General features: G+C 42.4%; 6 protein-coding genes. All 6 read right to left on the bottom strand.

The window, feature by feature from the left end:
* Nucleotides 1-433: 433 nt before the first annotated feature.
* Nucleotides 434-928: a hypothetical protein gene (locus tag GGD38_RS24860; protein ID WP_375296897.1), complete on the bottom strand. Its 495-nt coding sequence runs from the start codon at nucleotides 926-928 to the stop codon at nucleotides 434-436.
* 43 nt (nucleotides 929-971) lie between these two features.
* On the bottom strand, nucleotides 972-2,429 hold the full coding sequence (locus tag GGD38_RS24855) for a SusD/RagB family nutrient-binding outer membrane lipoprotein (RefSeq protein ID WP_375296898.1): 1,458 nt from the start codon (nucleotides 2,427-2,429) through the stop codon (nucleotides 972-974).
* Between the two features lie 17 nt (nucleotides 2,430-2,446).
* Complete coding sequence (locus GGD38_RS24850; RefSeq protein WP_375296899.1) at nucleotides 2,447-5,566, bottom strand: SusC/RagA family TonB-linked outer membrane protein; 3,120 nt, start codon at nucleotides 5,564-5,566, stop codon at nucleotides 2,447-2,449.
* A gap of 537 nt (nucleotides 5,567-6,103) precedes the next feature.
* The gene (locus GGD38_RS24845; RefSeq protein WP_375296900.1) at nucleotides 6,104-7,585 is read right to left on the bottom strand and encodes a RagB/SusD family nutrient uptake outer membrane protein; all 1,482 of its coding nucleotides are present in this window, start codon (nucleotides 7,583-7,585) and stop codon (nucleotides 6,104-6,106) included.
* A 32-nt stretch (nucleotides 7,586-7,617) separates the two neighbouring features.
* On the bottom strand, nucleotides 7,618-10,842 hold the full coding sequence (locus GGD38_RS24840) for a SusC/RagA family TonB-linked outer membrane protein (protein ID WP_375296901.1): 3,225 nt from the start codon (nucleotides 10,840-10,842) through the stop codon (nucleotides 7,618-7,620).
* 84 nt (nucleotides 10,843-10,926) lie between these two features.
* On the bottom strand, nucleotides 10,927-13,278 hold the full coding sequence (locus GGD38_RS24835; protein WP_375296902.1) for an RND family transporter: 2,352 nt from the start codon (nucleotides 13,276-13,278) through the stop codon (nucleotides 10,927-10,929).
* Nucleotides 13,279-13,589: the final 311 nt, after the last annotated feature.

The following is a 13,589-nucleotide window of genomic DNA, read 5'->3' as shown; positions in this document are numbered from 1 at the left end:
TATAACAGTTTGCTATCAGTAAAACAAAGTAGAACAATTAAATCATAAGAGTGCTGCAAACCTTACTCATATAATTACATGATCTTTTCATGAACTGATAAAAAATATCAGCACATGTAAATTTAAAAAAATGAGGTACGGTTTATTAGTAACGGTTTTCAGGTATCATCCTGGTATTGCCAAATGATCTTTCATTCAATTTATTGATCAAATGCAATGCGGCAGAAATACGCATTCGCACGTCCTTTTAGGTTAACGGTAGGGGCGCCAAAGATAAGAAGTTACATAGTAATTAATTTCCATTAACATATAATAACAAGAGGAAACAGAATATAAAAAACAAGATAAGTATCCTTCAACACTCAATAGGACGTATAAAAAAAGTCCCGCCATTGGCGGGACCAGGGTAGCTCATACGCTTTGAGGGCAGAGCCTATGTCAGAACCAAAATACGTACAGGCATGGTCACCACTTGCGAATTATCATCAAGCGTTACCAGAAAGTAAAGTCGTAACCCTAACTCTGTATTCACCTTGGCCGCCGCTGCAGTGGGGAACTTTACAAAATAATCGGCTATCGTTGTCTTATAAGTATACGAAGTGCCATTCACAGCAATAGGTGCATTCTCGTAATAGCCTGTTGAACCGCCCGACAGTATCTTCGTGTATGAAGTACTGGCGGCTACTCTTGTTATTTCCTTTATCGTTCTTCCGCTTGATGCCGGTATTGACAATTCAACTACAATATTCCCGCCCGCAGCCAGTGAGGTAGTCACTGTGGGATCGGGTCTGAACTCTGTAGCGTTTGTAATAGAAACAGGCACTGTGGGCCTGTTATCCATTAACGGATCAATATCCTGCTTGGTGCAGCTATTGATGATTATTGCGCCGAATATTAAAAACGCAGTTTTATATATTCTTACATTCATACTGGTAATATTTAATAATTAAAGAACCACAAGGTTGCATCTCCTATTTAGCCCACCATAGCTTTACATCTGTACGTGTAACCGGGTTAGGCGTATTCGGATTCCTTGACAATTCATTAAGCGGGTATGTTAACCTTGTAGGTATCACATTTGGGTTATGCCCTGCTGCATTATTGGCAAGTGCCAATACCGGGTACCCCGTTCTGCGATAGTCATTATATGCTTCAATTCCATTCCCTATCCAGGCTATGTATTTTTGAGTGATGATCTGGTTGCGTTTTTGTTCTGTAGTGCCTGCAAGTGTTACCACACTTGGGTTGGTGGCAAAGTAATTGTCAATTTCAGCAGTTGTCATGCCTGTCTTTTGCATGTTGGCCTTTATACCAGCCTGGTAATAAGTATCGGCATCACCGGCCGTACCCAGTATCAGTGCAGATTCGGCAAGAATAAAATTCACCTGGGCAAAAGTGAGTAGCCTGGCCGGCGCTTCTCCGGTTGTCCCCGTAACAAAAGTGTTGTATTTACTTCTGCTGGCCAATGTGGGTGCAGTAACTGTGGCACCATTATCAAATGCAACAAAGTTACCTGTTGGTTTGGTAAAGTACTTGCCCAACCGTACAGTATCATTCAGGCTTCGCATCAGGTTCAGCAAACGCTGACTAAGCATCTGGTCGGTTTGGCGGTTTAAATTATTAAAAGTATATAATGGGTTTTGATTACCTACGCTGCTGCCAAATGGCACATCAAAATCAACTGCGTTTGAATTAATATAATTATTACCCGCGATAACCGCATCGATGGTTGATTTTGCCAGCGTTGGATTTACGTTAGAGATCTGCATAGCAAATTTCAATAACAGCGTGTTGCCCATGCGTTTCCATTTTGCAAGATTTGTTGTTGTATCAGGGCCGTATACAATATCATCTTTTCCCGGTTTTAATAAACTGGGTTTATCCAGGTCGGCAATTCCCTCTTTTACCAGATCGAATAAACTTTGAATGCTATCGGCCGCATTGCCCTGGTAAATATCCTGTTGCTTATCAAAACGGGGTGATGATCCAAACTTTAACCCTCTGCCGGCTTTTGAATAGGGCACATCGCCCCACAGATCGGTTAACATAGAAAAGGCATACGCCAATTGAAGTTTCGCAACTCCTGCATAAGCAGGGCTAGTGGCGCCATGCTCGTCAATGATCTTCAAGAGGTTATTGATAGCCCCATTATAAAGCTCAAAATTCCATGCGTTATCAAAATATCCTTCGAGCTTATATACATCATAATCTGCAGCCTGGCTGGCAATACCTGCAATATGTTGTACAAGTAAAGAAGTAACCCTGTCAAGATCATTTGTGTTAGCAAAAGCTATTGCTATGGTAGTAGTTGGCAACAACACACCTGGCGGCACACTGGTAGGGTTGTTGGGACTAGTATTTACATCGAGGTATTTTTTACAGGATGCAAACAAAGCCAGTATGATCAAAAACAATATTAGTTTTCTCATATCCGAAATTTTTTAAATTATAAGGAAACTTTCAAGCCGGCGCCAATTGTTCTGGCATTGGGTACACTCTGAAAATCGAACCCACGAATATTACCTGCGCCCTGCGTATTAACCTGCGGATCAAAAAATGCATTGGGTGCAACGTAGAATACATTGTTGGCAAACAACGTTAACTTAACGCTGTTGAGTTTTAATTTTTGTATCAATGTACCCGGGAGATCATACGCTATTGAAATATCGCGCATCCTGAACGTAGTGGCGTCATATACATTGAACTCGCTTTGTAAACCGCCAAGCGCCTGCCAGTATGTTTGTGCAGGTATTTGTATGTTGTTTGGAATAAACTTACCGGTTGCATCCTGTACAACACCTGGTAATATATGCGGCTGATCGCGATCAACAGCAGTTTCCTTTAAGGCGCCACGTGATTTATAAGTGGCAGCCGTAAACGATAATATTTGTCCGCCTTTGATGAAATCAAATGTGAACGACACACTGAAACTCTTAACTCTTAAGTTATTGGTAAACCCTAACTGGTAATCGGGGTTAGGATCGGCCAGTATCTGGTTGGCCAGGGTCGACAGGTATGTTCCTGTAACCGGGTTGATAATACGTTCGCCTTCGGGGCTTCTTGTTATCAATCCGCCAACGATAACACCATATGGCTCGCCTTCCTTTATAGTAGGAATGGAACCGGTAAATGCATCACCGGGTATTGAGAAGCTGGTTACACCTGGGAAAATATAATTTACTTTGTTCCTGATCCTGGTAAAATTACCCGAAACTTCCCAACGCAAATTGCGTTCGCTAATAGGCATTATTGTAACCAGGGCTTCAATACCCTTGTTGGTCATTTTACCAACGTTTGCGGTCACCTCAGCAAAACCGGTTGAAGGGGCCACCCCTACATCCACAATCTGGCTTTTACTTATCTGGTCAAAGTAAGCTACATCAATGGTAACCCGGTTCTTGAACAACGCGGCATTCAACCCTACTTCAATTGAAGAAGTAAACTCGGGCGATAAAGAGGTGGGCGGTAAACGGGAAGTGAGCGCAAAGCCTGTTGTTGCACCAAAAGGAAAATTAAAGCCAGCCACATTGTTACCAAATTCTGGCTTTTCATAAAATTGTACCGTACGGTAAGGTGGCGCATCTCTACCTACTTTAGCATAACTGGCTCGTATTTTACCATAGTTAATTACATCACTCTGAATTTCAAATGCATCAGTAAACACCAGGCCAGCACTTACCGATGGATAGAAATAGGTGTTCTTATTTTTGGGCAGGGTCGAAGACTGATCGGCCCGGCCGGTTAGTTCAAGAAACAAAAAACTTTTATAATCGAACGATGCCTGCGCATAATAACCAACTATCCGCTGTAAAATTGTTTCTTCAGCCGATCCGTTATTTAGTGTAGAAGCGTTATTTACATTATAGAAGAAAGGGATGGAAAGGCCGTCGCCCTGTAGTTCCACCGTTTGAATCCTTCTCTGGTTTATGTTGTTACCTAATAACCCGGTTACATTCAATCCCTTTACAATGTTGTTCTTTTTAGCCGTGATGATGAGGTCGCCATTTACTTCGGTGCGAATGATAGGACTTTCCATCACCAGCCCATTTGGTACCCGGCCCGATCCCAACGCAAAGATCTGTTTACGCCGGTCAGTATATGCGTCTACTCCCAACCGGTAATTTACATTTAACCACGAAGTGAAATCGTAGCCTAAGTTGGTAATACCTATTACACGATACAAATTACTTTTCAGGGGATTTTCGTAAGCGCCAAAGTAGGGGTTCTCCTGCCCTATCACTGCATAGTTATTGCTACCATCGGGATTCTTCCACGTTTTATTACGCTTGTATGCCTGCAGGTCAATACTACGCGCAAGGCCATGTATCGCCGCTAATGCGCTTTGGCCGTTTCCGCCCAGGATACCATCTTGTATTGTATTGGTAAATGTAACGGAACCTCCCAATTTGATCTTCTCACGCAAAACGGTATTGCCGCCAAATTTAACAGAGGCCCTTTTTACTCCTGTATTTGGTAAAATACCTTCCTGGTAAAGATAACCGGCAGAAAATGTAAAGTTCTGTTTGGCATCACCACCATTTATTGAAATGTTGTTATCGGAGATCAAACCTGTTTCAAAGAAGTCTTTTATATTATCGGGGTGTGGGTTGTAATCAACCGGTTGCCCACCCACCAGCAGTCCATTGGCAACAGTTGGGGTAGAACCGAATTTTGGTCCCCAGGAATTTGAACTATTGGGGTTATAAATACCTAGCGAGCCCTGCCCATATTCGTTTTGCACTTCGGGCAAACCGGTGGCTCGTTGAAAACTTATATTTGAAGAAGCAATGATCTCAGCACGCCCTTTTTGCCCACTGCCTTTTTTAGTGGTAATGATAATGGCGCCGGCTGCAGCTCTTGAACCGTATAAAACAGAAGCCGCAGGCCCCTTCAAAATGTTAATTGATTCAATATTGTTCATATCCAGGTCAAGCGCCCGGTTAGGCGGTTGGTTGTCGCCCAGCGAACCGGTAGGTCCGCCATTGGTTCTGTCAACATCATTGCTAATAGGGATGCCATCAATGATAAACAAAGGCTGGTTACTACCCTGAAAAGAAGTAATACCACGAATATTGATATTTACTGAGGAACCAGCGCCACCACTGGCATTTGTGATGTTCACGCCCGCTACTTTGCCTTGTAGGGCATTTACCACATTCACCTGTCCACGATCATTGAACTGATCGGCTTTCAGGTTTTGCGTGGCATATCCCAGTGACCGTTTGTCACGGGCAATACCCAACGATGTAACCACTACTTCGGTTAGGGTATTAAGGCGGGTTGATAATGCAGCGCTGATCGAATTTTTATCTCCGATCGGTATGTCCTGTTCAGCCATGCCTACAGCAGAAAAACTAAGGGTTTTTGAGCCGGCTGGAATTGTGAGAGAAAAAGTACCATCATCTTTTGATGTAGTTCCAAATGAAGTGCCTTTAACTGTAACTGACGCGTTTGGAATGGGATTTCCATTTTCGTCGGTAACTTTTCCGGTAATGGTTCGGCTTTGAGCAAGCAGCTGTCCATAGAAGAACAGTATGCTCCCTAGTAGCATTAGAATTTTTCTCATCTCTTACATTTTTTGGTTCAGACAACAATGAAAACATTCAATAATGCGGATTACGGGAGCGCGGATTAGTGCGGAGTAGGTTTACATGATAGGAAAAAGTGATAATATGATAGGCCATTAAAGTCGGTAGAATGCTGCATTAAGCCGATAAATCCCTAGAAATCAGGAAAACCAAGATAAGATTAGAAACAGCCATATATGCAAAAGTCCAGCCAGGCGGCCAGACTTTGCATATAATATATCAACATACTTTATTGATAGCCATCATTTTGCTGCTCCCTGATTGGGGGACTGGCATTTATCTCAGTTTGTGGAATAAGTAATACCATGCGAAATATTACGGGCTTCGTTTTCATCAGAAGCAATAACACACCGCATATGCTTCACCTTTGTATTGCTCCATTTTGGTGTTTGCCGTAAAATAAAAAAGTCCTCCCGGTGTGTCGGGAGGACTCGTGATCATTACTATCGTGGACCCCGTTTTAGGTCCAGGTCATCAGTCCAGGATCTGTTCTTGTAGTCTTCGCAGGAATATCTTTATTGGTCTTGCCACAACTTATTCAATGCTTTTTCATCCGATGAAGCGGGCCAGATGTAACCATCTTCATTAGGAGCCTTCGCCGGAGCTACCCCTTTAGCCGGAATGGTTTGTAATAACCTCATAAGGTCATTATTGCGTAATCCTTCGCCGAGGAATTCGATACGACGCTCAGTGAGTATGGTATTGGCGAGGTTTGTATACGCAGGAAAATTGGCTGCTGTAAACGTAGTAAGGGCATCTGATCTGCGGTGTACGGCGTTTAACAGGTCTATTGCCTGTTGATCTACTGTTTCGGTACTACGCACTCTTGCTTCAGCTAAATTCAACAATACTTCCGCCCAGCGTATCACAATATTATAATCGGAAGGCGTGGAGGTAGGGTATTTTTTTAAATAGATCTTACCCAAATTTGAAGTGGCTTTCGAGGTGTCCACCAAAGTCCTTCTGGCATCGGTTTTCAGCCAAAGCGGATCTGACAGGATAGCTGAAGAATTCAAAGAATATATAGACCCTACACCATTTGCATTCGCATAAAAATAGCTACGCAAATCGTTTTGTGTACCCGGCGCATCAGCTGCGTTAGTGGTAAAGGGCATTGATAAAATAGACTCCGCGGTAGTATAAGGCGCTGTAAACAGGCCAGTATAACTGGTATTTAGCGTGTTTGCAACTCCGCTTTTCGCAGTAAATGTTCCACTGGTGGGTACTATTTTGTTTGCCTCTTCAATAACCTTATCATATTTCTGCATGCTTAAATAAACTCTTGTCTTAAAAGCGATAGCGGTATTGCGATGTGCCCGGGTAACGTTTGCTGCGTTGGAAGCGGTGGCATGATAATTAAGTGGCAGATTGGCTTCAGCAAAATCCAGATCAGATAAGATCTGCGTATATACCTGCGCTACCGTACTTCTTGCCATATCTGATGAACCCGTGACTTTTATGCCCTTTAACCTTAAAGGCACGCCCAGCTTAGAGCCATTGCCATCAGCATAGGGGCGGGCATAAAACTGCAATAAGCTATAATAAGAGATTGCTCTCAGAAGCTTAGCTTCGCCTATGTAACGGTTTCCTGTAGTTGAATCAACAACTTTAAATCCAACACTATCCATACCATCAATAAACATATTACAGGCATTGATCACCTGGTAGGCCTGTAACCACAATCCTTTAACGGCTGTGGCTGAGTTGGTAGGGCTTAGCATCCAAACGTCATAGTTAGTTACCAGGTTGGGGTCTTGTGCTATAAAATCCTCACCACGAATATCACCATATACAATAAAACGCCCGCCATAAAAACCGCCATTTTTTAAGGTAGCATATAAGCCTGGCATCTGGTTGGCAATTCTCGCTGCAGATGAAAATGCGTTGGCATCGAATAGCTGGCTTTGAGGGGCAGGATCCAGGTAATCACGATGGCAGGCAGACAAAGCCGTTAACATGCCCACTATGCTAAATGTATATATTAACTTAAGTTTCATTGTTTTTCTCTTTTTTAGGTTGAGTAATCAGGTTAGAAGCCAACATTTAGTCCTACAGTAATGGTGCGGCCATTTCCAAGCGTATTTCTGTCTACACCAAAAGAAGAACCGGTGTTACCGTTTGATGATACTTCGGGATCAGGTCCGGGATACTTAGTGATAATAGCGAGGTTCTGACCAGCTACATAAAATCTGGCACGGCTAAGCTGGATCTTGTTCAGCAAACTCTTAGGCAGGCTATAACCTAACTGCACAGTTCTCAGTTTCACAAAATCACCTTTGAATACATTAATATCCATAGGCATGGCCGATCCATTGGAGGTATTATCGCCATATACTGGTTTGGCATATTTAGAATTATCGCCAGGTTTTTGCCAGGTGTCAGTTAATACATCTGTCGAGTTATTCCAGAAACGCATGTCGTGTAAACCTGCATTTGTACCATAATAAATATAATAACCCAACTGGTAAGTAAACAGCACATTCAGGTCGAAGTTCTTATAACTAACATTGTTAGTCCAGCCACCAACAAATTTGGGTACAACATTTTTATACGATACGCCATCATCTGCCTGGTTGATCTTTCCCTCAAAACCATCTTTCACGTAGGGCTTACCATCGGCAGTCATGAATTGGGTTTGACCAGTAGGTGCTACATGTTGGAAAAGGATCTGCTGTCCGGCAGAATTTATAAAGATCCTTCTTCCACTGGCTGGGTCAACTCCGGCAGTAGGAACTACCCATAAATAACCAACGCTTTTGCCCACCACTGTTCTGTTAACGGTTTCAAGACCACTGGTAACGGTTTGCACTTCAGTTAAACCGTCGGCCAGTGCTGTTACCATATTTTTGTTGTAAGAAAGATTGAAAGTAGTGTTCCAGCTAAAATCTCCATTCTCTATCACCCGGGCATCGGTCATAAACTCAATACCCTGGTTATACATTTTACCTACGTTAAGCAATACGCTGTTCCTGTTACCGTCGGTTGGGTTAGGCATACCTACAGAAGGAGCACTGGGAACTCTTAACAACAGGTTATCGATGTTGTTTTTATAGTAAGTAATTTCAGTTGTTATGCGATCATTAAGCAAACCAAAAACTACACCCACATCTGTTTTTGTACTTGTTTCCCAACCTATTTTCTTGTTCCCTACTGTATAATAATACAGGGTGGGGTTTCCACCATAAAGGCCAGAAGCGTAAGTGGTATAAGTAGCAAAATCCTCCATACCACCTATGTTACCTACTTTACCATAGCTGCCACGTAATCTGAAGCTGCTGAATACCTGGTCAGCACCGATCGAATTCCAGAATGATTCGTTGGCAATTTCCCAACCGCCAGAAAATCCATAGAAGGTACCTTTTTTCTCACCCAAGGCTGAATATTCATCCTGACGCAGGTTGGCGCTGATAAAATATTTCTTATTAAAGTTATAATTTAAACGGCCAAAGCTTGAGAGCAGGTAATTCTCAGAGAGGGCCATGCCTGAAGTATTATTGGTAGTAAACCCGGCCTGAATAACAGTATAAGCTGAATCAGACAATGTTCTACGATTTATACCAACGCCTTCGTTTGTACGCCGTTGCTGCTCATTACCCACCAACAGGCTAAAGTTATGTAAATCGGCAAGTGTATAGTCAAATTGAGCGGTGTTGGTCCACAACCAGGTCTTTTGTTTCGAATAAGAACCGGTAGCGCCACCACCCGGGCCACTACCTGCAGAAGTACCATCACCATGATATGGGTTAAGATAAACATCATTATCAACCAGTAAATTATCAACACCATATACAGTTCTTAATGTTATCCAGCTAAGCGGCTTCACCTGTACATATACGTTCGACTGCAGGTGATTGGCTTCGTTGTTAGAACGGTTCTTGTCTAACAAAAAGGTAACATTGTTGAAAGTATATGGGTTGGAACCGTTTACAAGGCTACCCTGGCCGCCAATGGCAGTGCCAGATGCAAGATTATAATTGCCATCAAGATTAAGATTATATGGGGAAATATTGGGCGGAAGCCCTAAAGCCAAACGTGCAGCACCAGACGAGTTAAATGCTTCACCAGGTAATGAACCGGAAGTTCCGGCGATCCTGTTCTTTTCATTTGAATATGATACCTTACCACCCACACTTAACCATTTGGTAACCCTGCTATCAACATTAGCCAACATATTGGCCCGCGTAAAATCGTTCTTTTTAAGAATACCCTGTTGGCTGGTATAACCGGCAGAAAGATAATAAGTAGTACCCTCATTACCACCAGAGATGTTTATGCTATTACTATGTGAAAACCCCTGGCGATACACTTCATCGTACCAATTGGTATTGATAAATTCGCTATCGAGACTACCTGGAAATTTGGGCCTTTTGGGAACGATGAACTTTCCTGTAGTAGCAGGACTAAGTGCTCTCAGGTTTTCGAGCGACATATTTTTGAAATCAACGTATTGTTCTGCATTTAAAACCTCAGGTAACCTGGTAGCTTTTGAAAAACCTGCCCATACATCATAATTAACTTTTGCACGGCCCGATTTACCTTTTTTGGTGGTAATGAATACTACACCGTTTGAAGCGCGGCTACCATAAATGGCTGCAGCTGCTGCATCCTTCGCAATGTCGATGCTTTCAATATCGCTTGGGTTAATGCTTGCCAGCGGGTTTGCAGGAGCGCTGGTAGCACCCTGATCACCCGTATAAGCAGGGATACCATCAATTACAATTAAAGGATAAGAGCTCAGCGAAATAGAGTTGGTTCCCCTGATGCGGAAAACCGGCGGGTTATTTACAACACCGTTGGGTACCGTAATTTGAACGCCCGCTGCTTTACCAGCCAGTGCCGACTCAAAACTTTGTACAGGCTTTTGAGAAACATCTGCTCCCTTTACAGTAGAGATATTACCTGTAACTTCTTTACGCTTTTGTGTACCATAACCAACTACTACAACTTCGGCCAGATTTTTATCGGTAGACTCAAGAGTTACATTAATTACCCCTTTGTTACCAATATTGATCTCTATCTCGCCCATGCCTATTGCAGAGATTGTTAGAACTTTTGACCCTTGAGGAACACTCATGGAATAAGTTCCATCGGCTTTGGTAGTGGTACCGTAACTGGTACCTTTAATAATTATGGAAGCATTTGGAAGTGGTGAACCATCGGCAGTGGTTACTTTGCCTACGATGGAACGTGTTTGTGCATACAGATGGGACACGCATATGCCCACTGCAAGTAGCAGTAATAGCAATTTTCTCATGTGTAAAATTCTTTTTAGAAGTTAGTATCAGCACTAAATTTAACTAAAAAGGATATTCACAGTTAAAAATTTTCAAAAAAACACTTATTTTTTAATCAGCGTTAATAATAATGCCGGTAAAAATATCAGATTGGTAAGCGTTGCCAGCACGAGAGTAAGCGATGTAAGCCAACCAATAGCCTGTGTTCCGCCAAAACTGCTGAAGCAGAAGATCACAAAACCTGCAATGAGTACCAGTGAAGTATAGATGATACTAATACCTGTTTTGTGAATGGTATCAATGATCAGCTCATGTGTAGTTTTTTTACTCTTCAGCGAAAGTTCTTGCCTGTAATTTACTAGGAATCTTATTGTTATATCAATTGCAATACCCAACGCCACAGAAAATACCAGTACAGTCGATGGTTTTATGGCTACGCCCGTCCAGCCCATAACCCCCGCCGTAATGATCAACGGAATAATATTTGGGATCAGCGAACATATCAATATTTTAAATGATCTGAACAGGTACAGCATACAAAGGGCAATTAACAGGAACGCCCACATGATGCTTTCCTTCAAACCATTTATAATAAATGCACTTCCTTCGAGGAATGTTATACTGGTGCCAGTAAATGTAACATGGTATTTAGCCGTGTCGAATAGCTGGCTGCTGCGGTGTTCAATATTGCTTATGAGTTCTGGTAAACGTTTACTGCCTACATCGGCCATGCTAACGCTTATACGTGCCTGCCTGCGGTTACTATCCATAAAGGAACTCACAACGCGGGTAAAGTTGTTCGCCTTACCGCTGCTGTCTGCCGATCCTTTACTACTAAGGTATTGCGACAAAAAGAGCAGATCACCTTCATTGGGCACCCTATAAGCGCTGCTATCACCATTATAATAGGCCTGGCGGGCGAACTTCAACCCTTCAACGATCGAAAGGGGCCTTGCCATTTCAGGCTGTGCAGTAATAAACTGTGATAATGAATCAATACGGGCAAATGTTTGTACAGGGTTTCGCCGCAAGCCTTGTTTCTGTTTTGTATCGATCACTATTTCCAACGGCATTACTCCTTTGAAGTGCTGCTCGAAGTATTTAAGGTCTTTGTATATTTTATCGGTTTTTGGAAGGTCATCTACAATAAAACCTACCGACTTCAACTTAAACATACCCGCTACAGATGCTATTAGTATTATAATAGTTACACCGTAAATCAGTTTTTTGTGATGTGATGACCAGCGTTCAAGATTATCGAGTATCGCCAGCAACCATTTGTTCTCCAGGTAACGGGTATGCCTTTTCTTAGGATCAGGCAAAAAGCTCAGCACAGGAGGTATTAACAAAATGGAGATAAAGAACAGGGCCATAATATTTATACCGGCCACAACACCAAACTCTTTTAATATTTCGCTTTTGGTTAACCCAAACACGGCAAAACCAATGGCGGCGGCAATGTTACAGAACAAGGTCACAATACCCATGCGGCTTATCATGGCTGTTAAGGCCACCCGCTTTCTGCTTTCATTGGTGAAAACCTGGCCATTTATATCGTTATACGCTGTATGATATTTGTTGAGGAAGTAAATACAATTGGGAATACCTATTACTACAATCAATGGAGGAATTACCCCGGTAAGCAGGGTGATCTTATACCCCAGCCACTCAATGGTTCCCATACACCAGATCACACCTATAATAACCACCGCCAGAGAAATGGCTGTAGCACTTATACTGCGAAAGAAGATCAATAATATGATAGCAGAAAGAATGATAGAACCCAACAAGAACCATTGCATTTCAGCCGCTACTTTGGTGGCCAGGTTAGTGCGTATTAACGGCAACCCGCTGTAATGCATTTCGAGGTTATGCTTTTTGCCAAACTCATCGGCCAGGCCAACTATTTTCGCTACTACTTCATTTCTTTTTTTAGAGTTCAATACGTCTTTATTGATACGTATGCCCATTAAGTATGAATGGGAGGCAGGATCGAACATAAGCCCCTGGTAAAAAGGCAGGCTTAAGAATATATTAGCCATGCTGTCGAGCTCGGACTGTGCAAGCGGCCGGCTTACAAAAACAGGAACAGCATTTAATTTTTCATTTGTTGTATCCTTTACCAGGTTGGTGGCGGCGGGCACACTCAATACATCTTCTACTGCAGTAACATTCTTAATATCTTTTGCCAATGCGGCATAATCATTAAAAATGGGCGCCTGAAAAAATTTATCGGTCGAAATACCAATGGCCATCAGGTTGCCGTCTTCACCAAACTGGCGGCGGAAGGCCTGGTAATCCTGGTACTTGGGGTTATCGGTTGGAATTGCTCTGGTAAACTCATAGCTCATCTGTACTTTGAAGGCATGATACCCCATTACAACAGTACAGGCCAATAAGATAATTAACAGTGTCCAGCGAGACCGTAAAATAAACCGGGCGATTTTTTCCCACATAAGATATAGCGTATATTAAATCTCAAATAACAAATCACAAAAACCAAATAAAAAATACCAAATCCCAAATCACAAGTCCCAATAAGAAAATCACAAAATCCAAATTCACAAGGATCTATTACATGCCCTTGAATCTTGTGTCTTTCCCCCTTTAGGGGCACAGGTGGCGCAAAGAAACTCAATTTAACAGGATTAAGGAAGTTTATTTGCCGCCAATAAAAGTCGCTAACCAACTTTTAATTTCAATGAATTAAGAATATTTTTTAATCCCATAACACAGCAAGCCCCCTTGTTCCAGTGCAAAAAAAACT

Source organism: Niastella sp. OAS944 (genome assembly GCA_024809215.1).
Lineage (GTDB): Bacteria > Bacteroidota > Bacteroidia > Chitinophagales > Chitinophagaceae > Niastella.
This window is presented reverse-complemented; position numbering and strand designations above follow the sequence as displayed.

Excerpts from the sequence above, each read along its gene's own strand:
- GGD38_RS24855 (WP_375296898.1), bottom strand. The coding sequence starts at position 2,429 with ATGAGAAAACTAATATTGTTTTTGATCATACTGGCTTTGTTTGCATCC.
- GGD38_RS24860 (WP_375296897.1), bottom strand. The coding sequence starts at position 928 with ATGAATGTAAGAATATATAAAACTGCGTTTTTAATATTCGGCGCAATA.
- GGD38_RS24835 (WP_375296902.1), bottom strand. The coding sequence starts at position 13,278 with ATGTGGGAAAAAATCGCCCGGTTTATTTTACGGTCTCGCTGGACACTG.
- GGD38_RS24850 (WP_375296899.1), bottom strand. The coding sequence starts at position 5,566 with ATGAGAAAAATTCTAATGCTACTAGGGAGCATACTGTTCTTCTATGGA.
- GGD38_RS24840 (WP_375296901.1), bottom strand. The coding sequence starts at position 10,842 with ATGAGAAAATTGCTATTACTGCTACTTGCAGTGGGCATATGCGTGTCC.
- GGD38_RS24845 (WP_375296900.1), bottom strand. The coding sequence starts at position 7,585 with ATGAAACTTAAGTTAATATATACATTTAGCATAGTGGGCATGTTAACG.